The sequence below is a fragment of the Streptomyces sp. NPDC029164 genome (assembly GCF_055563995.1).
In genome coordinates this window covers 1-22,625 of sequence record NZ_JBVHWW010000062.1, presented here as the reverse complement: position 1 = coordinate 22,625, position 22,625 = coordinate 1, and the positions used below count along the sequence as shown (strand labels likewise).

Annotated in this window: 24 protein-coding genes and 1 pseudogene; 14 read left to right on the top strand and 11 right to left on the bottom strand. The window is 72.0% G+C overall.

The genetic code is table 11. From position 1 onward, the window contains the following. Window positions 1-238: 238 nt before the first annotated feature. Entirely contained in the window at window positions 239-670 is a 432-nt protein-coding gene (locus tag ACZ4VT_RS35890) for a hypothetical protein (RefSeq protein ID WP_467955566.1), read from the top strand. On the opposite strand, the gene ACZ4VT_RS35885 is transcribed toward ACZ4VT_RS35890, so the two are convergent. Then, window positions 651-1,355 carry a FadR/GntR family transcriptional regulator gene (locus ACZ4VT_RS35885; RefSeq protein ID WP_362805703.1) on the bottom strand — a complete coding sequence of 235 codons (705 nt, stop codon included), beginning with the start codon at window positions 1,353-1,355 and terminating at the stop codon, window positions 651-653. The genes ACZ4VT_RS35890 and ACZ4VT_RS35885 overlap by 20 nt on opposite strands. Window positions 1,356-1,412: 57 nt before the next feature. Here ACZ4VT_RS35885 and ACZ4VT_RS35880 point away from each other — a divergent pair, with 57 nt between their 5' ends. From ACZ4VT_RS35880 to ACZ4VT_RS35865, 4 genes are all read left to right on the top strand, one after another. Then, complete coding sequence (locus tag ACZ4VT_RS35880; protein WP_467955565.1) at window positions 1,413-2,732, top strand: CynX/NimT family MFS transporter; 1,320 nt, start codon at window positions 1,413-1,415, stop codon at window positions 2,730-2,732. A gap of 5 nt (window positions 2,733-2,737) precedes the next feature. After that, window positions 2,738-2,857, top strand: coding sequence for an SGM_5486 family transporter-associated protein (locus ACZ4VT_RS35875; RefSeq protein WP_351299347.1), 120 nt, complete (start codon window positions 2,738-2,740; stop codon window positions 2,855-2,857). A 158-nt stretch (window positions 2,858-3,015) separates the two neighbouring features. Further along, a complete protein-coding gene (locus ACZ4VT_RS35870; RefSeq protein ID WP_467955564.1) occupies window positions 3,016-3,243 on the top strand; it encodes a hypothetical protein in 228 nt (75 codons plus the stop codon). Window positions 3,244-3,325: 82 nt separating this feature from the next. Further along, entirely contained in the window at window positions 3,326-3,847 is a 522-nt protein-coding gene (locus ACZ4VT_RS35865) for a SixA phosphatase family protein (RefSeq protein WP_467955563.1), read from the top strand. 90 nt (window positions 3,848-3,937) lie between these two features. Here the strand turns inward: ACZ4VT_RS35865 and serB are convergent, their stop codons facing one another. Together serB and ACZ4VT_RS35855 are read right to left on the bottom strand one after the other, a co-directional pair. After that, window positions 3,938-5,137, bottom strand: coding sequence for a phosphoserine phosphatase SerB (gene serB / locus ACZ4VT_RS35860; RefSeq protein ID WP_030773088.1), 1,200 nt, complete (start codon window positions 5,135-5,137; stop codon window positions 3,938-3,940). A 194-nt stretch (window positions 5,138-5,331) separates the two neighbouring features. Then, window positions 5,332-6,861, bottom strand: a complete 1,530-nt coding sequence (locus tag ACZ4VT_RS35855; protein ID WP_467955562.1) for a streptophobe family protein — start codon at window positions 6,859-6,861, stop codon at window positions 5,332-5,334. 232 nt (window positions 6,862-7,093) lie between these two features. Between ACZ4VT_RS35855 and ACZ4VT_RS35850 the strand changes: the two genes are divergently transcribed. Beyond that, entirely contained in the window at window positions 7,094-9,628 is a 2,535-nt protein-coding gene (locus ACZ4VT_RS35850) for an ABC transporter ATP-binding protein/permease (protein ID WP_467955561.1), read from the top strand. Window positions 9,629-9,722: 94 nt separating this feature from the next. Here ACZ4VT_RS35850 and ACZ4VT_RS35845 read toward each other — a convergent pair whose 3' ends face one another. From ACZ4VT_RS35845 to ACZ4VT_RS35835, 3 genes and pseudogenes are all read right to left on the bottom strand, one after another. After that, complete coding sequence (locus ACZ4VT_RS35845; RefSeq protein WP_467955560.1) at window positions 9,723-10,415, bottom strand: transglycosylase SLT domain-containing protein; 693 nt, start codon at window positions 10,413-10,415, stop codon at window positions 9,723-9,725. A gap of 285 nt (window positions 10,416-10,700) precedes the next feature. After that, a complete protein-coding gene (locus ACZ4VT_RS35840) occupies window positions 10,701-11,756 on the bottom strand; it encodes an S-adenosylmethionine:tRNA ribosyltransferase-isomerase (RefSeq protein WP_467955559.1) in 1,056 nt (351 codons plus the stop codon). A gap of 209 nt (window positions 11,757-11,965) precedes the next feature. Continuing rightward, window positions 11,966-12,661: pseudogene (locus ACZ4VT_RS35835) on the bottom strand (SDR family NAD(P)-dependent oxidoreductase); the annotation flags it as partial. Between the two features lie 192 nt (window positions 12,662-12,853). Here ACZ4VT_RS35835 and ACZ4VT_RS35830 point away from each other — a divergent pair. The 3 genes from ACZ4VT_RS35830 to ACZ4VT_RS35820 all read left to right on the top strand — a co-directional run bounded on the left by ACZ4VT_RS35830 (window position 12,854) and on the right by ACZ4VT_RS35820 (window position 15,048). After that, window positions 12,854-13,999 carry a GAF domain-containing sensor histidine kinase gene (locus ACZ4VT_RS35830; RefSeq protein ID WP_467955567.1) on the top strand — a complete coding sequence of 382 codons (1,146 nt, stop codon included), beginning with the start codon at window positions 12,854-12,856 and terminating at the stop codon, window positions 13,997-13,999. Then, a complete protein-coding gene (locus ACZ4VT_RS35825) occupies window positions 13,992-14,654 on the top strand; it encodes a response regulator (RefSeq protein WP_467955558.1) in 663 nt (220 codons plus the stop codon). The genes ACZ4VT_RS35830 and ACZ4VT_RS35825 overlap by 8 nt, the downstream gene beginning before the upstream one ends. Before the next feature lie 148 nt (window positions 14,655-14,802). Next, window positions 14,803-15,048, top strand: a complete 246-nt coding sequence (locus tag ACZ4VT_RS35820) for a chaplin (RefSeq protein ID WP_362854014.1) — start codon at window positions 14,803-14,805, stop codon at window positions 15,046-15,048. Window positions 15,049-15,237: 189 nt separating this feature from the next. Here the strand turns inward: ACZ4VT_RS35820 and ACZ4VT_RS35815 are convergent, their stop codons facing one another. Then, window positions 15,238-16,011: a hypothetical protein gene (locus ACZ4VT_RS35815; protein WP_467955557.1), complete on the bottom strand. Its 774-nt coding sequence runs from the start codon at window positions 16,009-16,011 to the stop codon at window positions 15,238-15,240. A 133-nt stretch (window positions 16,012-16,144) separates the two neighbouring features. Between ACZ4VT_RS35815 and ACZ4VT_RS35810 the strand changes: the two genes are divergently transcribed. From ACZ4VT_RS35810 to ACZ4VT_RS35795, 4 genes are all read left to right on the top strand, one after another. After that, entirely contained in the window at window positions 16,145-16,948 is an 804-nt protein-coding gene (locus ACZ4VT_RS35810) for an ABC transporter ATP-binding protein (RefSeq protein WP_467955556.1), read from the top strand. A 51-nt stretch (window positions 16,949-16,999) separates the two neighbouring features. Beyond that, window positions 17,000-17,428 carry an NfeD family protein gene (locus ACZ4VT_RS35805; protein WP_467955555.1) on the top strand — a complete coding sequence of 143 codons (429 nt, stop codon included), beginning with the start codon at window positions 17,000-17,002 and terminating at the stop codon, window positions 17,426-17,428. A gap of 84 nt (window positions 17,429-17,512) precedes the next feature. Continuing rightward, window positions 17,513-18,499: an SPFH domain-containing protein gene (locus ACZ4VT_RS35800; protein ID WP_362805723.1), complete on the top strand. Its 987-nt coding sequence runs from the start codon at window positions 17,513-17,515 to the stop codon at window positions 18,497-18,499. A gap of 89 nt (window positions 18,500-18,588) precedes the next feature. Next, window positions 18,589-19,359: a sulfite exporter TauE/SafE family protein gene (locus ACZ4VT_RS35795; RefSeq protein WP_467955554.1), complete on the top strand. Its 771-nt coding sequence runs from the start codon at window positions 18,589-18,591 to the stop codon at window positions 19,357-19,359. Window positions 19,360-19,418: 59 nt separating this feature from the next. Here ACZ4VT_RS35795 and ACZ4VT_RS35790 read toward each other — a convergent pair whose 3' ends face one another. The 3 genes from ACZ4VT_RS35790 to ACZ4VT_RS35780 all read right to left on the bottom strand — a co-directional run bounded on the left by ACZ4VT_RS35790 (window position 19,419) and on the right by ACZ4VT_RS35780 (window position 21,449). Beyond that, entirely contained in the window at window positions 19,419-19,922 is a 504-nt protein-coding gene (locus tag ACZ4VT_RS35790; RefSeq protein WP_467955553.1) for an HNH endonuclease, read from the bottom strand. A gap of 149 nt (window positions 19,923-20,071) precedes the next feature. Further along, on the bottom strand, window positions 20,072-20,605 hold the full coding sequence (locus ACZ4VT_RS35785; RefSeq protein WP_467955552.1) for a YbhB/YbcL family Raf kinase inhibitor-like protein: 534 nt from the start codon (window positions 20,603-20,605) through the stop codon (window positions 20,072-20,074). A 61-nt stretch (window positions 20,606-20,666) separates the two neighbouring features. Beyond that, complete coding sequence (locus ACZ4VT_RS35780) at window positions 20,667-21,449, bottom strand: sporulation protein (protein ID WP_467955551.1); 783 nt, start codon at window positions 21,447-21,449, stop codon at window positions 20,667-20,669. Between the two features lie 115 nt (window positions 21,450-21,564). Here ACZ4VT_RS35780 and ACZ4VT_RS35775 point away from each other — a divergent pair, with 115 nt between their 5' ends. Further along, entirely contained in the window at window positions 21,565-22,206 is a 642-nt protein-coding gene (locus tag ACZ4VT_RS35775) for a DNA-3-methyladenine glycosylase (RefSeq protein ID WP_467955550.1), read from the top strand. 140 nt (window positions 22,207-22,346) lie between these two features. Here the strand turns inward: ACZ4VT_RS35775 and ACZ4VT_RS35770 are convergent. Continuing rightward, window positions 22,347-22,625: hypothetical protein (locus tag ACZ4VT_RS35770; RefSeq protein ID WP_467955549.1), on the bottom strand; the 279-nt coding region annotated here is incomplete at its 5' end.

Sequence of the window (22,625 nt, the reverse complement as noted above, 5' to 3'; positions counted from 1 at the left end):
CCCCCCCCCCCCACCCCCCCCCCCCCCCCCCCCCCCCCCCCCCCCCCCCCCCCCCCCCCCCCCCCCCCCCCCCCCCCCCCCCCCCCCCCCCCCCCGCCGCCGTTTCGCGTGGTCCGCGCCCGTCCCTCGCTCGTATGTTCACCGGCCGACCGGATCTTCCCGAGTCGAAAACCGGGACAGATGCCTGCAAACTGGCCAGGCCGGGATCTTCCCGGCTCCTGCGGGGAGGAGGGTAGGAGTGCGAGCGAGGCCGAGCCGAACGGTATCGATGCTGGTCACCTCGGTGATCCTGACCGGACTCCTGGTCCCCGGAGCAGCCGCGGAACCCGTGGGAGACGAATCGGCACCCGGCCCCGAAGCGGTGGCCCCCGCCGTCGTGGAGCTCGCCGAGATCCCCGCCGAACCCCCCGCCCAGCCCTCTCGCCCCGCCGCGCGGGACCTCTTCGGAGCCGACTGCGACATCGCGATCGAGGGCTCGCAGGTGACGGCGAACTGCCACAACGCCTACCCGGAGACCGACCTGCTGCGCCTGCACGTCGAATGCGACCGCTGGTGGGACGTGGACGGAGACGGCGCCGCCGTCGCCGTCGGACCCGCCGGGCGGGTGGAGCTCACCGGGCGCTGCTGGAAAGAGGTCCGCTCGGCCTGGATCACCCACCAGAGGGCGTGAGCGGGTCCCCGTCCGTGTTCTTGCCGAGGCAGGCGAAGGGGTAGCCCGCCGCCTCCGAGGCCGCCGCGTCCCCGTCCCCCCGCCGGATCGCCTCGATCAGCCGGGCGTGGTCAAGATGGGCCGACGGGTGCAGCTCGGTGCCCACGTCCGCCCGCAGCCAGTCGGCCACCAGGTCGCCGAGGTCCGCGTACAGCTCGATCAGCACGTCGTTGTGCGAGGCCGTCACCACCGCCATGTGCAGGCTCACGTCCGCGGCCACGAAGACCTCCGCGTCCCCGCCCGCCCATGCCTCCTCGCGGCGCGCCAGCAGGGCGTCCAGCTGTACGAGGTCCCGCTCGGTGCGCCGCTCCGCCGCCAGCCGGGCCGCCGAGGACTCCAGGGTCGAACGCAGCTCGGCGATGTGCCGGGGCTCGGCGCCCGCGAACCGGCGGTGCATGACGCCGGCCAGCTCGCTCGTGGCGATCACGTACGTGCCCGAGCCCTGCCGGATGTCCAGGAGGCCGTTGTGCGCCAGCGCCCGTACGGCCTCGCGCACCGTGTTGCGCGCGACGCCGAGCAGCTCGACGAGCTCCGGCTCGGTCGGGATGCGGGCGCCGACCGGCCACTCGCCGGAGGTGATCTGGTTCCGCAGCTGCGTGATCACCTGATCGACGAGAACGGAGCGCCGTGGCGAGGTCAGCGGCATGGGTTCCTCTCAAGAGCGACTGGACAACCAATCATCCCATGATTCTATGATGGTGGGATGTCCGACGAAGAAGTGCAGACGCTCGACCGGCCCACCGGGAGCCACCAGCCCGCGCGGCGGGCCGCGGCGGACCGCGTGGCGGCCGCCACCACCCCGCAGCCGACCTGGCTCGGCCCGCTGCTCATCGTCGGAATCGTGCTGGCCGCCCTGAACCTGCGGCCCGCCATCACCAGCCTCGGCGCCCTCTTCGAGGAGACCCGCACGGGCCTCGGCATGAGCGCCACCGTCGCCGGACTGATCACCTCCGTCCCGGCCCTCTGCTTCGCCGTCTTCGGCGTCACCGCGCCCCGGCTCTCCCGCCGCTTCGGCCCGGCCGCCGTCGTCTGCGCCGGCATGGCCGCCGTCGCCACCGGCCTGCTGATCCGCCCGTTCACGAACGGCGCCGTGGCCTTCCTGGCCGCCAGCTCCCTGTCCCTGGCCGGCATAGCCCTCACCAACGTCCTGCTCCCGGTGATCGTCAAGCGCTACTTCCCGGACCGGGTCGGCACCATGACCGGCCTTTACTCCATGGCCCTGGCCGCCGGCACCTCGCTCGCCGCCGCCGCGACCGTCCCGCTGACCGCCGCCCTCGGCGGCAGCTGGCGCACCGGCCTGCTCATGTGGGCCTCCCTCGCCGTCGTCGCCGTACTGCTGTGGCTGCCCATCGCCCGCGCCATCCGGAGCGCCGACCGGGCCCGGGCCGCGGCCGCCGCCGGCACGGGCGCCGCCCTCCGGGCCGACGCGGGCCCGCGGGTCGTCCGCAGCCGCACCGCCTGGGCCCTCGCCTGCTACTTCGGCCTCCAGGCCACCGGCGCGTACATCACCATGGGCTGGCTCCCGCAGATCTTCCGCGACGCCGGGGTCTCCGCCTCCACCGCCGGCGTGCTCCTCGCCGTCACCATGGTCATGGGAGTCCCCCTCGCCTTCGTCATCCCGGGCCTCGCCGGCCGGATGAGGAACCAGGGCGCCATCGCCGTCGTCCTCGGCGTCTTCGGCCTCACCGGCTACCTCGGGCTCTACTTCGCCCCCGCCGCCGGAGCCTGGGCCTGGGCGCTCCTGCTCGGCATCTCCAACTGCGCCTTCCCCCTCGTCATCACCCTCATCGGGCTGCGCGCCAAGTCCCCGGCCGGCGTCGTCAGGCTCTCCGCCTTCGCCCAGAGCACCGGTTACCTCATCTCCATCCCCGGCCCCCTCCTCATCGGCGCCCTCTACCAGCACAGCGGCGGCTGGGACCTGCCGCTCGCCCTGATGGCGGGCCTGCTCGTCCCGCAGATCGCGCTCGGCGTCCTCGCAGGCAGGGACCGCACGATCGAGGACGAATGCGGCATGAAAGACTGACCGGCATGTCGCCCGTACTTGAACCGAACCCGCAGGACGGCCGCAAGAAGCTCGGCCTCGTGCTCGGCGCGATCCTCGCCATCACCGTGGTCATCTCGGTGATCGCGACCATCGCGTCCCCCTGAGGACCACCGCCCCGCAGTGAGGGTGGGGACAACCCCACCACCCCTAGGGGGCCAGGCTCAGGGTGAAGTGGGGTGTGCCCCGGATGGGAACGGCCGCAGCGGATCCATAGATTCGTGAACAGCGAGCCAGTCCCGTCCGCACACCCACGGAGGCGGCCATGTCGGCCCCCACGCACACCCGGTCCCTCCCGTCCGCAGCCACCCCCCGGGCCCGCGCCACCGCCGCCGCGAGCGCCCGGCTGCACTGGTGGGCGCTGGCCCTGCCCGCCCTCGCCTTCGGCCTCCTGCTGATGCTCCTCGCCGGCTCCGGCGAGGCCCACGCGGCCACCGGCGAGGTCTCCTCCCTGGTCCGGGTCGCGGAACAGCTCCTGCGCGCCGTGGAGTGACCTCCCGAGCGCCCACCTCCAGTGGGGTGAGCCCCCCCAACACCCTGCGCCCCGTGGTTCGTTTCGTGCGAAGCTGGGAGTCATGAGCGCCGACACACCCCGCAGGATCGCCCTCCTCCGGCACGCCAAGGCCGACTGGCCCGAGGTGTCCGACCACGACCGCCCCCTGGCGGAACGGGGCCGCAAGGACGCGCCGGCCGTCGGTCTGAAGCTCGCCGAGACCGGCATCGCCTTCGACCTGGCCCTCTGCTCCACCGCGGCCCGCACCAGAGAGACCTGGAAGCTCGCCGTCCAGGAGATGCCGCACCGGCCGAAGACCCACTACGAGGAGAGGCTCTACGACGCCTCGCTGGGCGAGCTCATCGCCCTGCTGAACGAGACCTCCGACGAGGTCTCCGACCTCCTCCTCGTCGGCCACAACCCCGGCATGCACGCCCTCGCCGACGCCCTCTCGGGGCGCGCGGAGGGAGACACCCTGGCGCGGATGACCCGTACGGGATTCCCGACCGCGGCCCTCGCCGTCGTCTCCTTCACCGGATCGTGGAAGTCCGTGGAGCACGGGGTGGGCACCCTGCTCGACTACTGGACCCCCAAGGGACACTGACCCGGCCCGGCCGGCCGCGTACGCGCGAACGGGCCCCGGCAGCCGCACCGGCCGCCGGGGCCCGCTCGCATCCCGTCCGTGTCCCGCGGGTCAGGCCAGGTCGGCGGCCTCGATCTCCTCACGGGTGATCCCGAGCAGGTACAGCACCGCGTCCAGGAAGGGCACGTTCACCGCCGTGTGCGCGGCCTCGCGGACCACCGGCTTGGCGTTGAAGGCCACGCCCAGCCCGGCCGCGTTCAGCATGTCCAGGTCATTGGCCCCGTCACCGATCGCCACCGTCTGCGACAGCGGTACGTCGGCCTCCGCGGCGAAACGGCGCAGCAGCCGGGCCTTGCCCGCCCGGTCCACGATCTCGCCGGTGACCTTGCCCGTCAGCTTCCCGTCGACGATCTCCAGGGTGTTGGCGGAGGCGAAGTCCAGTCCCAGCCGCTCCCGCAGATCGTCCGTGACCTGCGTGAACCCGCCGGAGACCACGCCGACCTGGTAGCCGAGCCGCTTGAGCGTACGGATCAGGGTCCGCGCGCCCGGCGTCAGCTGCACCTCGGCGCGGACCTTGTCCACGACGGACGCGTCCAGGCCCGCCAGCAGCGCCACCCGGGCGTGCAGCGACTGCTCGAAGTCCAGCTCACCGCGCATGGCCCGCTCGGTGACCTCGGCGACCTCGGCCTCGCACCCGGCGTGCGCGGCGAACAGCTCGATGACCTCGTCCTGGATCAGGGTCGAGTCCACGTCCATGACGACGAGGCGCTGGGCCCGGCGGTGCAGCCCGGCCGAGACCACGGCCACGTCCACGCCGATGTGCGCGGAGGCGGTGGCCAGGGCGGTGCGCAGCGGCTCGGTCTCGACGCCGGAGACCGCGAACTCCACCGCCGTCACCGGGTACTTGGCGAGGCGGAAGATACGGTCGATGTTGCCGCCGGTCTCGGTGATCCGGGCGGCGATGGCGGCCGTGGACTCGGCGGTGAGCGGGTGACCGAGCACGGTGACATGGGAGCGGCCGCTGCCGCGCGGCCGGTTGTCACCGGTACCGGAGAGGATCTCGGCCTGCATCTTGAGGGACTCGGCCCAGCTGTGGACGGTGGCCCGCAGGTCGCCTTCGGCGCCGCCGGCGGGCTTGGTGACGAGGGCGCACAGGACGATGCGGCCACGGGTGACGACCTGCTCGATGTCGACGACATCGACGGAGTAGGCGGCGAGGGTGTCGAACAGCCCGGCGGTGATCCCGGGACGGTCCTTGCCGAAGATCTTGACGAGGAGGGTGGGGACGTCGGAGGTCTGCGATGCGCTCATGGTGCCCTCACCGTATCTTCCCCACCCCGAGCCCAGGACCCCCGTCCCACGTCTTGAACGCTCGCGCCGGGGCTCCGCCGCAGGTCTTCCGGCCCCGCCGGCGTGTGAGGCGCGGGTCCGGGCGCCGCCCGGGGAAACGGTGAAAGGGCGGGGCGGGGAGACGGCCCCGCGCAGCGGCCCCGCGACGCCGAACCTCACCGCGGTGGCGCCGGAGGCTTGGGCGGGGGCGGGGCTCCCGGCGGGGGAGGCGGGGTGAAGGGCTCCCGGCGGGGTGGTTTCGGCGGCCTGGCCGACCACGGCGGGACGCCGGTCACCGTCACGTCCCACGAGCCGTCCGCCTCCCCGCCCGCTCCAGGGCGCGGGCCGCGCAGGGGCAGGCCGTACGGGCCGGCGGCGGTCGGCGCCTCGGGGTCGGGCCACCCCCGGACGGGCTCTGGGCCGGCCGGGTCCCTCCGCCGCCGCGGGGCGATCAGCGCACCCGCCGCCCCGGCCACCGCCCCCCACACCGCACCCAGCACCAGGGCCGGCGCGAGGGCCCCCCGCAGCTCCACCCGGGCATCCACCGCGTCCACCCCCAGCACCGCCAACGAGGCATCCGCCGACAGCCCCGTCAGCCACACCAGCCCCGCCAGTGTCACGGCCGTCACCACCGACATCCGCGCCGCACACCCGAGCACCCCGCGCCCGGGAATCCGTACGGGAGCGCGCCCGGGAGTCCGTACGGCCGCCAGCACGCCCGCGTGGAGCAGCAGCAGCGCCACCCCCGCCACCAGCAGCCAGACCCGCTCGTCGTACTCCGCGAGGCGCGCCACCGTCACCGGCTCCCGCGCGGCCCCGGCCAGCAGATCGTCCAGCGGATCGGGCAGCAGCCGGGCCGGCGCCCCCTCGGCCCGGCCGCGCACCGGTACGAAGAGCCCCAGCAGCACGCCCAGCCAGCTCCCGTTCGGCGCCCCCAGCAGCGCGGCCCCCACCACCCGCCGCGGATGGGCGTCGCCGAGCGCCGCCCACACCGCCGCGGCCAGCCCGGCCGCCACCGCGACCAGCAGCATCGTCAGCACCGCCGAGGCGGCCGGGCGGAGCCGGGCGAGCGCGGCCGGCCCGCGCCGCGAGACGAGCAGGGCCACCGCCAGTACGGCGAGCGCCCACGTTCCCGCGCCCAGCAGCGTCGGCCACGTCTCCACCGAGAACCCGATCCGGGTCCGTGTCTCGATCAGGTCCCCGATGCGGTCCGGGAGCAGCCCGCCGATGTCCCCGATCCCCGGGATCTCCACCTTCGCCGGAGACCTCGGCAGCTCCGTCCCGTCGACGGTGACCACGTCGTGCCCGGCCCAGGCCGGCCCGCCCACCGTCGCGACGAACAGCGCCGTGAGCACGAGGACGCGGGCGGTCGTCTCGCCGGGCCCGGCCCAGGCCCGGAGCGAGCGCGCGAACACGCGTCCCAGGACCAGTGCCCCGGCGAGGGACACCCCCAAGGGCATGACGTCCAGGGAGGTTTCGGCGCCCGCACCGACGACCCCGAAGGCCGACACGTCACCCGAGGGGGTCACGGTGCCGCCGACCGCGAGGACCACCACGGCGGCCGTCATGGCCCCGAGCGATCCTCCCGCGGCGTCGGCGCCCAGCAGGTGCAACCCGAGCGCGGCCACCCCCGCCATCACGATCAGGGACCAGCCCACGGCGGCGACCGCGGACACGAGCACGTCTCCCCAACGAATGCGGCGCATGCGGTGAACCCCCGATGCCTACCGAGCGGTACGCGAGGGGACCCCCGGGCGAGAAGTCCCGTATCTCACTCTCCGGGTGACTTTCGACCCCGTCAACGGGCAGTCGTAGACGCCGCGGCAAGGCCCGGATTCCCCATACGGCTGTGCGCCTGAAATAGTTCCCCCGGATGTTCGCCATCCCTAGACTCCCTGACGTCATGGGGGATTCTCGGGGGACTTAAGTGGGGCTGGAGTGCCGGAACTCGTACTGGAATTGAATGGAAGGACCTGGACGCTCGATCCGTCCAGGTCGTACTCGCTGGGGCGCGACCCCCAGGGAGACGTGGTGATCGACGACGCGCGGGTGTCGTGGCGGCATGCCACCATCGCCTGGAACGGCCAGAGTTGGGGCATCGAGGACCACGGCAGCACCAACGGCACCTACGTGCACGGGGCGCGGGTCCAGCAGACCCAGCTCGTTCCCGGCACGCCGGTCCACCTCGGCAACGCGACCGACGGCCCGCGGCTGAACCTGAGCGCCGCCGCCGCGCCGCAGCCGGCCGTGGCCCAGCAGGCCCCGGCGCAGCAGGCGCAGGCCTACGCCCAGCCGCAGGCCCCGGCCTACCAGGCCCCGCAGCAGCAGCCCCAGCAGCAGGCCTGGGGACAGCAGCAGCAGGCGCAGTACCAACAGCAGCCGCAGGCGCACGTCCCGCACCAGCAGGGCGGCGCCGCCGCGCCCCGCCCGGCGCAGGGCGGGGCCCCGGCCTACGGTGACCGCAGCCCGACGACGTTCCACCAGCTCTCGCTGGGCCACGTCATGCGGATCGGCCGTGCGCTGGAGAACGAGCTGGTGGTCTCCGACCTCCAGGTCTCGCGCCACCACGCCGAGTTCCGCTCGATGCCCGGCGGCCGGTTCGAGATCCACGACCTCGGCAGCCACAACGGCACCTACGTCAACGGCCAGCCGCTGGCGAAGTCCGGCACCGCGCTGCTCGGCCCGAACGACATCGTCGGCGTCGGCCACTCGACCTTCCGGATCGTCGGCGACCGTCTCGAGGAGTTCGTCGACACCGGCGAGGTCTCCTTCTCGGCCCGCCACCTCACGGTCACCGTCGACGGCGGCAAGCAGATCCTCAAGGACGTCACCTTCGGTGTCCCGGAGAAGTCGCTGATCGGTGTCATCGGCCCCTCCGGCTCCGGCAAGTCCACCCTGCTCAAGGCGCTGACCGGCTACCGGCCCGCCGACCAGGGCGACGTCCTCTACGACAACCGCAACCTGTACAAGCAGTTCGCGGAGCTCCGCCAGCGCATCGGCCTGGTCCCGCAGGACGACATCCTGCACAAGGAACTGAAGGTCAGCACCGCGCTCAAGTACGCGGCCAAGCTCCGCTTCCCCGGCGACACCGCCGAGTCCGAGCGCGAGGCCCGCATCAACGAGGTGCTGCGCGAGCTCAAGCTCGACATCCACAAGGACAAGAAGATCACCGCGCTCTCCGGTGGTCAGCGCAAGCGCGTGTCCGTGGCCCTGGAGCTGCTCACCAAGCCCTCGCTGATCTTCCTGGACGAGCCGACCTCCGGCCTCGACCCGGGCATGGACCGCGACGTCATGCAGCTGCTGCGCGGGCTCGCCGACGACGGCCGCACGGTCCTCGTCGTCACGCACTCGGTCGCCGAGCTGGCCATCTGCGACAAGCTGCTGGTCATGGCCCCCGGCGGTTCGGTCGCGTACTTCGGTCCGCCGGACGAGGCGCTGAACTTCTTCGGCTACACCACGTGGGCGGACGTCTTCTCGGCCTTCGAGAACTACCGCGACTACGACTGGGCCGGCCGCTGGAAGGGCTCGCAGCACTACCAGCTGTACGCCGCCGACATCGACGCGGTCGCCCCGCAGTCCGTCGCGATGCCGTCGCCGCAGCAGATGATGCCGCCCAAGCCGCAGGGCTGGGGTTCGCAGCTGTGGACGCTGATCCGCCGCTACGTCTCGGTGATCGCCTCCGACAAGGGCTTCATCGGCCTGATGCTGATCCTGCCCGCGGTCCTCGGCGTGGTCTCCACGGTCATCCCCGCGACCTTCGGCCTCGCCCCGCCGACGCCGCCGTCCCAGTTCAACGGCGACGCCGGCACGATCATGCTGATCCTCGCGGTCGGCATGTGCTTCTCGGGCGCGGCCAACTCGGTCCGTGAGCTGATCAAGGAACGCGTCATCTACGAGCGTGAGCGCGCGACGGGCCTGTCCCGGTCGGCCTACCTCATGTCGAAGGTGATCGTCCTCGGCGTCATCACGGCCATCCAGGGCGTGATCATCTGCGGGATCGGCTTCTTCCCGCGCGACCTGCCCGCCGAGGGCCTGCTGATGCCGCCGGCCGTCGAGCTCTGCCTGTCGGTCATCGCGCTCGGCTTCACCTCGATGATGTTCGGCCTCGTGATCTCCTCGCTGGTGAAGACCGCCGAGAAGACCATGCCGCTGCTGGTCATGTTCGCGATCGTCCAGGTCGTCTTCACCGGCATCCTCTTCCAGGTCTACGACTCCCCGGGCCTGGAGCAGTTCGCCTGGCTGATGCCGTCCCGCTGGGCCGTCGCCGCCGCCGGCACCACGCTGAACCTCGGCAAGCTCATGCCGCCGTGGGACCGCGACAACCCGACCAACACCGACCCGCTCTGGGAGGCCACGGTCGGCCAGTGGAGCCTGAACATCACCGTTCTGCTGCTCCTCGGCATCGCCTGCGGCTTCCTGGTGCAGCGCCTGCTGCGCCGCCACGAGCCCGAGGTCATGCGCGCCGGCAAGTAGTCCGCGGGACCTCACGCACGAAACGCCTCAGGGCGGCACCCGGAAGTCCGGGTGCCGCCCTGAGGCGCATGGGGGCCGTAGTTGCGCCAGTGGCCTAGTAGGCGCTGTTGACGTTGTCCATCGAGCCGTAGCGGTCGGCCGCGTAGTTGCAGGCGGCGACGATGTTGGCGACCGGGTCGTACTGGTCGAACTTGGTGCCCTTGACGTGGTACGCCTTGAAGGTCGGAAGGATGACCTGGAGCAGACCCTTGCTGGGGATGCCGTTCTGGGCGTTGATGTCCCAGTTGTTGATCGCCATCGGGTTACCGCTGGACTCGCGCATGATGTTCTTGTGGATGCCGGCGTAGGTACCCGGAATGCCCTCCTTCTTCATGATGAAGAGGGCTTCCTTGATCCAGCCGTCCAGGTTGTTCGCGAAGACGGGGGTGCGGGCGGCGGACCGGCTCGCGGCCGCCTTGTCCTCGCGGGCCTTCTTCGCGGCGGCCTCGGCCTTGGCCTTGGCGTCGGCGTCGGCCTTGGCCTTCGCCTTGGCAGCGGCGGCCTTCGCGTTGGCGTCGGCGATGACCTGCTGCGCGGAGAGGTGGCCGTGCATTGCCTTCGTCTGCGTCCCGTTGACGGCCTGGGCCCAGGCGACGGGAGCGGCGGAGACCACCGTCTCGGCCTCGGCGGTGTCGGCCGGGACGAGGGAGAAGGCGAGCGCGGCGGCACTGAACGTGGCGACGCCGGCAATGGACAGCTTGTGTGCCTTCGTCAGACGACTGTGACCGGGAGTGCTGGAAGCAGACATGGCGGGGCAACCTCTTCGAATCGCGGGAGCCGCAGGAAAGCGCCACGAGGATCCGGGGATCCGCCGCGGCGCTGTGCGACGAGGGCAATTCTTAGCGGTGGCAAAAACCTGTGGCAAAGGTGTGACGTACGATCCCGCTTAGTGGATCAGGGGCGGGCGCCGAGGCCGCAATTCGGGCCTCGGCGCTACGCACGCCCGCTCTGACAGGGCCTTTATCTGTCCACTAGGCAGCTTCGTAAGTGATGTGCGTCCTATGCGCGGGCTCACATCGGGCCCGCAACGGTTTCACTGTGCGTTGCTGAAGCAATTCAATCCGTCACGGTTCTCATCCTTGAGTAGCAGATGCACGTCCCCGAACTCGTGCCAAAGGCAGAGCCGGGCCACCGCCTCGGCATACCCGAGCCGTACGGCGGCCCTCCCCGCCACCGCCTCCAGCATCAGGAGGTGGGACGCCCGCGGCTCGTGCAGCCCGGTCAGCAGACCGTCCACCACCCGTACCCCGCGCTCCGGCGTCACCACCAGGTCAGTCCACCCGCCGGCCGGGCGCACCACCCCGCGGTCGTCCGCGGCCGACTCCAGGGCCCGTACCGCCGTGGTCCCCACCGCGATCACCCTCCCGCCCGTCACCCTCGCGGCGTTCACCAGCCACGCCGTGGCCGCCGGCACCTCGTACCGCTCCGGGTACGGCGGCTCGTGCGCCTCCTGCGAGGCCACCCCCGTGTGCAGGGTCAGCGGTGCGAACTGCACCCCCCGGCTCACCAGCCGCGCCACCAGCTCCGCGGTGAAGGGCCGTCCCGCACTCGGCATCTCCGCCGAGCCCGACCCGTCGGCCGCCGGCACGGCGAACACCGTCTGGTAGGCGGACAGCGGCTGGTCCCGCTCCGTGTACGCGTACCGGATCGGCCGCCCGTGCGCCCGCAGCAGCGCCGGTACGTCGTCCGGAGCGGGCCGCGCCCACCACAGCCGCTCCGCGCCCGCCGCGAGCGGCTCCTCCAGTACGAGGGTCCGCCCGCCCGGCAGGTCCACGACGGCCCCGGCCGGCCCCCCGGCGCGGGGCCGGGTCGTCCCCCCGGCCGCCGGGCGGCGCAGCTCCACCGCCCAGCGGCCGTCGTCGCCCCGGGTCGAGAAGTGCACCACCAGGTCCTCGCCGCCGAGCCGGGCGTCCACGGCGGCCGCCAGAGTCGACGACGTGTTCACCACCAGCACGTCCCCGGCCCGCAGCAGATCGGGCAGCTCCCGGAAGGCGCGCAGCGACACCTCTTCACCGCCCCCGGACACGAGCAGCCGCACCGCGTCCCGCCCGAGCCCCGGCCCCCGCTGCTCGGCCGGAACCCGGGCCATCAGGCCCGGCGGAATGTCCGTTATATGTAGCCACTGCTCTGGTGGTGCCGAACCCGCGCCCCCGAGCCGCCCCCTCACCGCACACCCCCCGCCGCGTCGCCGACCGCTTCGCCGGGTTCGGCCCCGCCGGCTTCCGTCCCGGCCGCGCCGCCGGGCGCCGCGTCCGGCCGGGCCCCCTCACCGCCGGCCCCGGCCGGCTCGCCGTCCGCCCGGCCCGCCGCCAGGCCATCGGCCGTGTACCGCCCGCTCGGCAGCCCCTCCGCCACCAGCCGCAGCAGCGCCGGTGCCACCTCCTGCGGCGTCGGCAGCCCCGCCAGGTCCTCGCCGGGCTCGGCCGCCGCCATCATCCGCGTGCGCATCGAGCCCGGGTCCGCCCACCACACCCGCAGCCCGGGCTCCTCCACCGCCAGCACGCCCGACAGCAGGTCCCCCGCGGCCTTGGTCGCCCCGTACGCCCCCCACGTCGCGTACGCCACCACCGCCGCGTCCGAACTGATGTTCAGCACCGCCCCGGCCTCCGCGGCCCGCAGCAGCGGCAGCCCCTCCTGGACCAGCCCCAGCGCCCCCACCACATTCACCTCGAAGGCCTCGCGCAGCCCGTCCAGCGGGTGGACCGCCAGCGGCACCAGCGGCTCCGCCCCCAGCACCCCCGCGTTGTTCACCAGCAGGTCCAGCCCGCCCAGCTCCCGCGCCGCCGCCACCAGCGCCGCCCGGTGCGCCCCCGAGGACACGTCCCCGGCCACCGGCACGACCCGCACCCCCGAGGCACGGGCCCGCGCCGCGGTGTCCTCCAGCGCCGCCGCCCCCCGCGCACTCAGCACCAGGTTCCAGCCCCTCGCAGCCAGCTCCCGGGCCAGCGCCCGGCCCAGCCCTCTGGACGCCCCCGTCACGATCGCCACCGACATGACAGCTCCCTCACCCTCACCCTCGCGTTCCGATCAGCGGATGCCCCCAACCTAGGAAGGGCCCGCCCGGCGCCGCGTCGGCCGCGGGCCCCACCCGTACAGGTCCCTTGGACCTACGTCCACCGGGGGATGCCGCGGTCCGATCCCGCAGGTCAGGCCCGCGGGTACGGTGAGGCCATGACCGCAAGCCCCCTGCAGGGCCCACCCCGCAGCGGCCTGGCCGCCGTGAGCACCGCACTGCTCGCCATGAGCCGCCGCCTGGAGGTCCGTGACGTCCTGCGCACGATCGTGGCGTCGGCCCGCGAGCTCCTGGACGCCGAGTACGCGGCCCTGGGCGTCCCGGACGACCACGGCGGCTTCGCCCAGTTCGTCGTGGACGGCATCACCGCGGAGCAGTGGCGCCGCATCGGCCCGCTGCCCCGCCAGCACGGCATCCTCGCCGCGATGCTCCACGAGGACGACCCCCAGCGGCTGGCCGACGTACGCGAGGACCCGCGCTTCGAGGGCTGGCCCGCCGCCCACCCCGACATGTCCGACTTCCTCGGCATGCCCGTCCGGGACGGCGAGGAGACCCTCGCCGCGATCTTCCTCGCCAACAAGCGGAGCGCCCCGGGGGGCCCGCGCGGATTCACCGACGAGGACCAGGAGCTCCTCTCCCTCCTCGCCCAGCACGCGGCCATCGCCCTCACCAATGCCCGCCTCTACGAGCGCAGCCGCGAGCTGACCATCGCCGAGGAGCGCTCCCGGCTCGCCCACGAGCTGCACGACGCCGTCAGCCAGAAGCTGTTCTCGCTCCGCCTCACCGCCCAGGCAGCCGCCGCCCTCGTCGACCGCGACCCGGCCCGGGCCAAGGACGAGCTCCAGCAGGTGGCCGCCCTCGCGGCGGAGGCCGCCGACGAACTGCGGGCTGCCGTGACCGAGCTCCGCCCCGCCGCACTGGACGAGGACGGGCTGGTCGCCACCCTGCGCACGCACGTCCACGTACTCGACCGCGCCCACACCGCGCACGTCACCTTCACGTGTGACGGCGTACGCGCCCTCCCCGCGACCCAGGAGGAAGCGGTCCTCCGCGTCGCCCAGGAGGCCCTCCACAACGCCCTGCGCCACTCGGGCGCCGACCGCGTCGAGGTCGCCCTCACCCGGACGCCCGCCGGCGGCGCCGTCCTCAAGGTCGTCGACTCCGGCAAGGGCTTCGACCCCCGGTTCGTCCGCCGGGCGGGCCGCCACCTGGGCCTGGTCTCCATGAGGGACCGGGCGGCCGGCGTCGGCGGCCGGCTCACCGTGCACTCGGAGCCCGGTCAGGGCACGACGATCGAGATGGAGGTACCCGGTGGCTGAGAGCCCCGGCCGCGGTGGCAGCCGCGTTCGCGTACTGCTGGTCGACGACCACCAGGTGGTCCGGCGCGGCCTGCGCACCTTCCTGGAGGTCCAGGAGGACATCGAGGTGGTCGGCGAGGCCTCCGACGGCGAGGAGGGCATCGCCCGCGCCGAGGAGCTGCGGCCCGACGTGATCCTCATGGACATCAAGATGCCCGGCACCGACGGGATCGAGGCGTTGCGCAGGCTGCGCGAGCTGGCGAACCCGGCGCGGGTGCTGATCGTCACCAGCTTCACGGAGCAGCGGACCGTGGTCCCCGCGCTGCGGGCCGGCGCCGCGGGATACGTCTACAAGGACATCGACCCCGACGCCCTGGCCGGAGCCATCCGCTCCGTCCACGCCGGCCACGTGCTGCTCCAGCCGGAGGTGGCGGTGGCGCTGCTCTCCCAGGAGGACCAGAGCCCGTCGGCGGGCCGGCCCGGCTCGCTGACCGACCGCGAGCGCGAGGTGCTGGGCCTGATCGCGGACGGCCGGTCCAACCGCGAGATCGCCCGGGCACTGGTGCTGTCCGAGAAGACGGTCAAGACCCACGTCTCGAACATCCTGATGAAGTTGGACCTTTCCGACCGTACTCAGGCCGCATTGTGGGCGGTCAGGCACGGACTCGCCGAATAAGTGACGCAAATCGGACCGTCTAGTTCCGGACTGAGATTCATACGGTCGGGTGTATGTCGCCCACATGGCGTATCCCCACCGCGGCGCGACCGTTCTCCATGACGTGCCGCGGCGGCTGGTCGCGGCAGACGCACTGGAGGACGAGAACGTGAAGAACTTCAAGAAGGCCGCAGCCGTCACCATGATCGCGGGTGGCCTCCTGGCCGCCGGCGCCGGTGTCTCCTCGGCGCACGGCGGTGCGTCGGCGGAGGGCGAGGCCCTGAACTCGCCCGGCGTGGCCTCCGGGAACCTGCTCCAGGTCCCCGTCCACGTCCCCGTGAACGTGGTCGGCAACACGGTCAACGTGATCGGCCTGCTCAACGGCGCCTTCGGCAACACCGGAGTCAACGCCTGACGCGCCCCGCGCGCACCGCGGCCCCGCTTCCCCCCCTCTCCCCGGGAAGCGGGGCCGCGGCACATCTGCTCCTGACGCGACCCGCGCACTGCTCCGCAGGCTTCGGCCCGCTGCGCCGGACTCCGTCCGCCGGACAGCTCGGGCCTGCTGGGCGCGGAGGCCGGGGAGCCCCGGCGCAGCCGGCTCGGCCTAGCCCCCCTCGACCGCCGAGTTGTACGCCGCGACGAGCGCCCGCCGGGCCACCCGCTCCACGGGCCGCAAGGCCTCGGCCCGAGCCGCCATCTCCGAGGCGGCCACCGCACCCCCGTGCCCGTTCTCGTACGCCAGCGACACCATGAGGTCCACCCGCTGCGCCAGCGCCAGCACCCGCACCGCCCGCGCCGGATACCCCGGCGCCAGCGCGTCCCGCCCCGCCTCCGCCCGCGCCCGGTACGCCGACAGCGCCGCCTCCGCCACCGGCCCCGACCCGGCCACGTCCAGCCGGGTCAGCGCCACCGTCGCCTCGCGCAGCGCCTCCGCCAGCTCCCGCTCCGCCTCGCTCAGCGACGGCACGTCCGCCGGCGGCGCCTCCCGTACCGGCAGGCAGTGCCAGGTCACCGACACGTGCACATCACCCTCGGGCCCCACCTCGGCGACCTCGGGTACGAGCCCCAGCGCGGCCCCCGCACACACCACGGCCTCCTCGGCCTCCAGCGCCCGCGCGTTGAACTCCGGCGGCCCGCTCAGCCCCAGCGGATGCCCCGGCGCCGGCAGCGCCACCCGCAGCCCCGTCACCCCCACCGCCCGCAGCCGGCCGAGCGCCAGGGTGAGCCCCACGGGGCCCGTCTCACCCGGCAGCCCCTCCACCCGGTGCACGGCGTCCTCGCCCACGATCGACAACACGGCCTCGTCGGGCGAGACCAGACCGGCCAGCAGAGCGTTCCCCCAGGCGGCCAGCCGCCCTGAACGTGGTTCGAAAAGCATCCCCCCACTTTACGGATCGGACCCGGCACCGGGCCCCGGCCCCGGACCCCTCTCCGAGTGGCGTAGGTTTTCCCCTGGGGCTGCGTCTACCGGCGCACAGAGAACCGTGACTGCAAGGGGTGACAACACGCTCATGAGCGATGTTCTGGAGCTGGTGGACGTATCCGTGGTCCGCGAGGGCCGGGCTCTGGTGGACCAGGTCTCCTGGTCGGTGAAGGAGGGCGAGCGCTGGGTGATCCTCGGCCCCAACGGCGCCGGCAAGACCACTCTGCTGAACCTCGCCTCCAGCTACCTCTTCCCCACCAAGGGCACCGCCACCATCCTCGGCGGCACCCTCGGCAAGCCCGGCACCGACGTGTTCGAGCTGCGCCCCCGCATCGGTATCGCCGGCATCGCGATGGCCGACAAGCTGCCCAAGCGGCAGACCGTCCTGCAGACCGTCCTCACCGCCGCCTACGGCATGACGGCGACCTGGCAGGAGGAGTACGAGGAGATCGACGAGCAGCGCGCCCGCGCCTTCCTCGACCGCCTAGGCATGACCGAGTACCTCGACCGGAAGTTCGGCACCCTCTCCGAGGGCGAGCGCAAGCGCACGCTGATCGCCCGCGCCCTGATGACCGACCCCGAGCTGCTGCTCCTCGACGAGCCCGCCGCCGGTCTGGACCTCGGTGGCCGCGAGGACCTCGTACGCCGCCTCGGCCGGCTCGCCCGCGACCCGCTGGCCCCCTCCATGGTGATGGTCACGCACCACGTCGAGGAGATCGCCCCCGGCTTCACCCACGTCCTGATGATCCGTCAGGGCAAGGTCGTCACCGCGGGCCCGATCGACCTCGAACTCACCTCCCGCAACCTCTCCCTCTGCTTCGGCCTCCCCCTGGTCGTCGAGCGCAACGGGAGCGACCGCTGGACCGCCCAGGGCCTTCCCCTGGGTCAGTAACGGGCCCCCGCACCCTGTCCGGACCGCGCCCGCCGGACCTACCATGACCATGTGGACATCGACGCATGGGTGTGGTGGCTCATCGGCGCGGTCGGACTGGGCATCCCCCTGGTCCTGACGGCGATGCCGGAGTTCGGCATGTTCGCCGTCGGCGCCGTGGCGGCCGCCGTCACGGCGGCCCTCGGCGGGGGAGTGGTGGCACAAGTCCTGGTCTTCGTGATCGTGTCGGTCGCGCTCATCGCCGTCGTACGGCCCATCGCCAACCGGCACCGCGACCAGCGCCCCCAACACCGCAGCGGAATCGACGCGCTGAGGGGCCGAACCGCCGTCGTCCTCGAACGGGTCGACGGCAGCGGGGGACGCATCAAGCTCGCCGGCGAGATCTGGTCGGCGCGCACCCTCGACACGGACACCAGTTTCGAACCGGGCCAGTCCGTGGACGTCGTGGAGATCGACGGGGCGACCGCCGTCGTGATGTGACAAGCAGCCTGCTCGCAGCCCGCGGGTCTGCGAGACTCCGCTCAACGGGGCAGCACAGACAGCCGGAAGGGCACGGGGAACCGCATGCAACCGATCATCATCGTCCTGATCATTCTGGTGGTTCTGGTCTTCATCGCACTGGTCAAGACGATCCAGGTGATCCCGCAGGCCAGCGCCGCCATCGTCGAGCGGTTCGGCCGCTACACCCGCACGCTCAACGCGGGCCTCAACATCGTCGTCCCCTTCATCGACTCGATCCGCAACCGCATCGACCTCCGCGAACAAGTCGTCCCCTTCCCGCCGCAGCCGGTCATCACCCAGGACAACCTGGTCGTCAACATCGATACCGTCATCTACTACCAGGTGACCGACGCCCGGGCCGCGACGTACGAAGTGGCCAGCTACATCCAGGCCATCGAGCAGCTCACCGTCACCACCCTCCGCAACATCATCGGCGGCATGGACCTGGAGCGGACCCTCACCTCCCGCGAGGAGATCAACGCGGCCCTGCGCGGTGTCCTCGACGAGGCCACCGGCAAGTGGGGCATCCGCGTCAACCGCGTCGAGCTCAAGGCCATCGAGCCGCCGACCTCCATCCAGGACTCGATGGAGAAGCAGATGCGCGCCGACCGTGACAAGCGCGCCGCGATCCTCCAGGCCGAGGGTGTCCGGCAGTCCGAGATCCTGCGCGCCGAGGGTGAGAAGCAGTCCTCCATCCTCCGCGCCGAGGGTGACGCCAAGGCCGCCGCGCTGCGCGCCGAGGGTGAGGCCCAGGCCATCCGTACGGTGTTCGAGTCCATCCACGCCGGCGACGCCGACCAGAAGCTCCTCGCCTACCAGTACCTCCAGATGCTTCCGAAGATCGCCGAAGGCGATGCCAACAAGCTCTGGATCGTGCCGAGCGAGATCGGCGACGCCCTCAAGGGCCTCTCCGGCGCCATGGGCAACTTCGGCCCCATGGGCGGAGGTTCCGGCTTCAACCCGCAGAACGCCGGCAAGGACGGCGGCGGCATCCCCGGCGCACGGGACAAGGACGCCGCGGAGCGCCGCGAACAGCCCCCGATCGACTGAACCGCCGTCCCCTCCTGCATGATCGGTGAGGCCCCTCGACCTTCATGGCGGGGAGGCGACTCACTCATGCAAAGGGGATGGCACCGTCCATGTCCATCTGGGAATCACTCGCGGTCCTCGCCGCCGGCGTCGGCGCGGGCACGATCAACACCATCGTCGGCTCCGGCACCCTGATCACCTTCCCGGTGCTACTGGCGACCGGCCTGCCGCCGGTCACGGCCAACGTGTCCAACACCCTGGGCCTGGTGCCCGGTTCGATCAGCGGAGCCATCGGCTACCGGAAGGAACTCCAGGGCCAGCGCGCCCGCGTCGTACGGCTCGGCGCCGTGTCCCTCGTCGGCGGCCTCGCGGGCGCGGTCCTGCTCCTCACCCTGCCGTCGGACTCCTTCGACACGATCGTGCCCGTCCTGATCGGACTCGCCCTCGTGCTCGTCGTCCTCCAGCCCCGGCTCGCCGCCGCCCTGCGCCGGCGTCAGGAAGCGGCCGGAGGCGACACGAGCCACCCCGACGGCGGCCCGGTCCTGCTCGGCGGAATGCTGGTCTCCAGCGCGTACGGAGGCTACTTCGGAGCCGCCCAGGGCGTGCTCTACCTCGGCCTGATGGGCCTGCTGCTCCGCGACGACCTGCAACGGATCAACGCCGTCAAGAACGTCATCGCCGCCATGGTGAACGGCGTCGCGGCCGTCGTCTTCCTCTTCGTCGCCGACTTCGACTGGACGGCCGTCCTCCTCATCGCCGTCGGCTCCACCATCGGCGGCCAGATCGGCGCCAAGGTGGGCCGCAAGCTCTCGCCGACCGTCCTGCGCGCGGTCATCGTGACGGTCGGCGTCCTCGCCATCGTCCAGTTGATGGTCCGCTGAGCGACGTAGTAAAGCTACGTCGCTCAGCGCGTGCGACTACCGGGCGAGCGGGTATCCGACTAGGCGGAGCGCTCCAGCCACTCCGGCAGCGCCTCCCGCGCACCCACCCCCAGGGCCAGCAGCATCGCGTCCGCCGGAGACGGCACGAAGGGCCTCCGGAGGAGCGGCATCCCCGCCTCCTCCGGAGTCCGGGCCGCCTTGCGGTGGTTGTCCTCGGCGCAGGACGCCACCGTGTTCAGCCAGGTGTCCCCACCCCCCTGTGCCCGCGGCAGCACGTGGTCCACGGTCGTCGCGCGTTTCCCGCAGTACGCGCAACGGTGCTGGTCCCGGACCAGCACCCCCCTCCGTGACCAGGGAGCATGTCTTCGGAAGGGCACCCGGACGTACCGGCAGAGCCTGATCACCCGGGGCATCGGGAGATCCATGGTGGCGGCGCGCACGCGCAGTTCGGGGTGCGACTGTTCGACGACGGCCTTGTCCTGAAGTACCAGGACGACAGCCCGGTTCAGGGTCACCGTCGACAGCGGCTCGAAGCTCGCATTCAGCACCAGCGTGTCCCGCATCTCGCCCACCTCCCGTGTGCAGGCCCGCGACCACACCGGCGGCAGGGCCCGTAACCACTCTGGCCGCGCGCGCCACGCGGGACAACGCAATAAAAATGCCCGGTCCTGGCCTTCTTTAGACCAGGACCGGGCAAACGCTCGGAGAACGATCAACGGGCGGGCGACTCGTACTCACCGATCAGCTGGGCCCGCCCGAGGGCGTGGAACCGCAGATGGAAACCGACGCTCGCCGGGGACGAGTCCTCGTCCGTACCGAGCTGCTCCCGGTCCACCGCGTACACGGTGAACACGTAGCGGTGCCGCTCCCCGCGCGGCGGAGCCGCCCCGCCGAAGTCACGCGTGCCGTAGTCGTTCCGCGCGTGCACGCCCCCCTCCGGCAGCCCCGTGAAGTCCCCGCTGCCCGCCCCGGCCGGCAGCTCCGTCACGGACACCGGAAGGTCGAAGAGCACCCAGTGCCAGAACCCGCTGCCCGTGGGCGCGTCCGGGTCGAAGCAGGTCACGGCGAAGCTCTTCGTGCCCTCGGGGAAGCCCTCCCACCGCAGCTGCGGCGAGATGTTCTTGCCCGTGAGGACCTGGGCCGCGTGCAGATCGGCTCCGTCGGTGACGTCCTCACTGGTCACCGTGAAGGACGGCACCTCGGGGTGGAAGTCGTGCGGAAGGGGCGCCCTGCTCTGGTCTGACACTGCTGAACCTCCGGGAGGGGGAGACGACGAACCGCGTCCGCGCACGGACGCGGTTCCGAGCCTAGAACCAGTTGCGCTGCGAACCGACGCCGGCGATCCACTGGTTCAGGTAAGCCGCCCAGTCGGTGTCCTGGTACGTGTGCAGACCCACCTGGAAACACCGGTAGGTGTCGCTGCCCTCGCTGAACAGACCCGGCTTCTTGTCCATCTCCAGGACGACGTCCATCTCCCGGCCGTCCGAGACGAAGGTCAGCTCGACCTGGTTCAGTCCGCGGTACTGCGACGGCGGCAGGAACTCGATCTCCTGGTAGAAGGGCAGCGACTGCCGCGTCCCGCGGATGTGCCCGCGCTCCATGTCCGCGCTGCGGAAGGAGAAGCCGAGCTGCCGGAAGGCGTCGAGGATCGCCTGCTGCGCCGGCACCGGGTGCACGTTGATCGGGTCGAGGTCACCCGCGTCCACCGCGCGCGCGATCTCCAGCTCGGTGCTCACGCCGATGTTCATCCCGTGCAGGTGCTGACCCCCGAAGTGGGTGATCGGCGTCTCCCAGGGGATCTCCAGCCCGAACGGCACCACGTGCAGCGCGCCGGCCTCCACCTTGAAGGCACCGCCGAGACGCTGCTTCGTGAAGACCACGTCCTGCTTGTACTCCTGGTCACCACCCTCGACCTCGACCCGCGCCTGCAGCCCGACGGACAGCCCCTCGATCTGCTGCTCCACGGATCCGCCCTGGATCCGGACCTCGCCCTGGACGATGCCGCCCGGCACGACGTTCGGCTCGGTGATGACCGTGTCCACCGAGGCACCACCGGCACCCAGGCTCGCGAACAGCTTCCTGAACCCCATGCTCAAACTCCCTGATACGGATCTAAGGACTGGCGACAACGCCGCGCCTACCCCTTACCAACGCGGAACCTTAGACCCCGGTTGCAGGAGAGCGCGTTCCACTACGCTCGACCGGATGAGCGCGCGCCCCGACCGTACGCCCCTGCCCAGGTCCTTCTTCGACCGGCCGGTCCTCACCGTGGCCCCGGACCTCCTCGGCCGCACCCTGGTGCGCCGTACCCCGGACGGCCCCATCGAACTGCGCATCACGGAGGTGGAGGCGTACGAGGGGGAGTCCGACCCCGGCTCGCACGCCTACCGCGGCCGCACCGCCCGCAACGCATCGATGTTCGGACCGCCCGGACACGCGTACGTCTACTTCATCTACGGCATGTGGTTCAGCCTCAACCTGGTGTGCGGCCCACCGGACCACGCGAGCGGAGTCCTGATCCGCGCCGGGGAGATCACGACGGGCGCCGACCTCGCCGCCAAACGTCGACTTTCAGCCAGAAGCCCGAGGGAACTGGCCAAAGGGCCGGCCCGTCTGGCCACCGCGCTGGAGGTGGACCGCTCCCTCGACGGCACCGACCTCTGCTCCGGCCCCGATTCCCCCTTGTCCCTCCTCACCGGCACCCCCACCTCACCCGATCTGGTGAGCAGCGGCCCGCGCACGGGAGTCGGCGGAGCCGGCGCCGCTCATCCGTACCGGTTCTGGATCACCCACGACCCGACGGTGAGCCCGTACCGCGCCCATGCGCCGCGCCGCCGCTCAACTTGACTCGGCCCGGCCACACGCCTAACGTAGTCCGAGCCGCTTGAACGGGTCACTGCCATCGCAGACCCCCGGGGCGGCCAACCCACTACCTACAACGTATCCCTGGCGGGGTCCTGTTCGGCATGCCCGAATTCCTTCGCCCATCACTCGATTATGAGTGGCAAGGGAAAAGCGCTAACGTGGTGGAGCGCCGAAAGGCAAAGACCCCCAACGGTCACCGAATTCAAATCCAAGCCGACTGCGACTTTCGAGAAGCAGGGCGCGGAAATGATCTGGTAGAGTTGGAAACGCAAGAACACAGCAAGAACAGAACGAAAGCCCGGAGGAAAGCCCCAGCGAATGTAGCTGCGGGTGAGTACAAAGGAAGCGTCCGTTCCTTGAGAACTCAACAGCGTGCCAAAAATCAACGCCAGAAGTTGATA

Bases quoted from the DNA above. Each gene is read 5' to 3' on its own strand.
- ACZ4VT_RS35780 (WP_467955551.1), bottom strand. From the start codon at position 21,449: ATGGGGTTCAGGAAGCTGTTCGCGAGCCTGGGTGCCGGTGGTGCCTCG.
- ACZ4VT_RS35855 (WP_467955562.1), bottom strand. From the start codon at position 6,861: ATGCGCCGCATTCGTTGGGGAGACGTGCTCGTGTCCGCGGTCGCCGCC.
- ACZ4VT_RS35790 (WP_467955553.1), bottom strand. From the start codon at position 19,922: ATGCGGGACACGCTGGTGCTGAATGCGAGCTTCGAGCCGCTGTCGACG.
- ACZ4VT_RS35810 (WP_467955556.1), top strand. From the start codon at position 16,145: ATGAGCGATGTTCTGGAGCTGGTGGACGTATCCGTGGTCCGCGAGGGC.
- ACZ4VT_RS35815 (WP_467955557.1), bottom strand. From the start codon at position 16,011: ATGCTTTTCGAACCACGTTCAGGGCGGCTGGCCGCCTGGGGGAACGCT.
- ACZ4VT_RS35800 (WP_362805723.1), top strand. From the start codon at position 17,513: ATGCAACCGATCATCATCGTCCTGATCATTCTGGTGGTTCTGGTCTTC.
- ACZ4VT_RS35775 (WP_467955550.1), top strand. From the start codon at position 21,565: ATGAGCGCGCGCCCCGACCGTACGCCCCTGCCCAGGTCCTTCTTCGAC.
- ACZ4VT_RS35795 (WP_467955554.1), top strand. From the start codon at position 18,589: ATGTCCATCTGGGAATCACTCGCGGTCCTCGCCGCCGGCGTCGGCGCG.
- ACZ4VT_RS35845 (WP_467955560.1), bottom strand. From the start codon at position 10,415: ATGTCTGCTTCCAGCACTCCCGGTCACAGTCGTCTGACGAAGGCACAC.
- ACZ4VT_RS35865 (WP_467955563.1), top strand. From the start codon at position 3,326: ATGAGCGCCGACACACCCCGCAGGATCGCCCTCCTCCGGCACGCCAAG.
- ACZ4VT_RS35840 (WP_467955559.1), bottom strand. From the start codon at position 11,756: ATGGCCCGGGTTCCGGCCGAGCAGCGGGGGCCGGGGCTCGGGCGGGAC.
- ACZ4VT_RS35885 (WP_362805703.1), bottom strand. From the start codon at position 1,355: ATGCCGCTGACCTCGCCACGGCGCTCCGTTCTCGTCGATCAGGTGATC.
- ACZ4VT_RS35880 (WP_467955565.1), top strand. From the start codon at position 1,413: ATGTCCGACGAAGAAGTGCAGACGCTCGACCGGCCCACCGGGAGCCAC.
- ACZ4VT_RS35875 (WP_351299347.1), top strand. From the start codon at position 2,738: ATGTCGCCCGTACTTGAACCGAACCCGCAGGACGGCCGCAAGAAGCTC.
- serB (WP_030773088.1), bottom strand. From the start codon at position 5,137: ATGAGCGCATCGCAGACCTCCGACGTCCCCACCCTCCTCGTCAAGATC.
- ACZ4VT_RS35870 (WP_467955564.1), top strand. From the start codon at position 3,016: ATGTCGGCCCCCACGCACACCCGGTCCCTCCCGTCCGCAGCCACCCCC.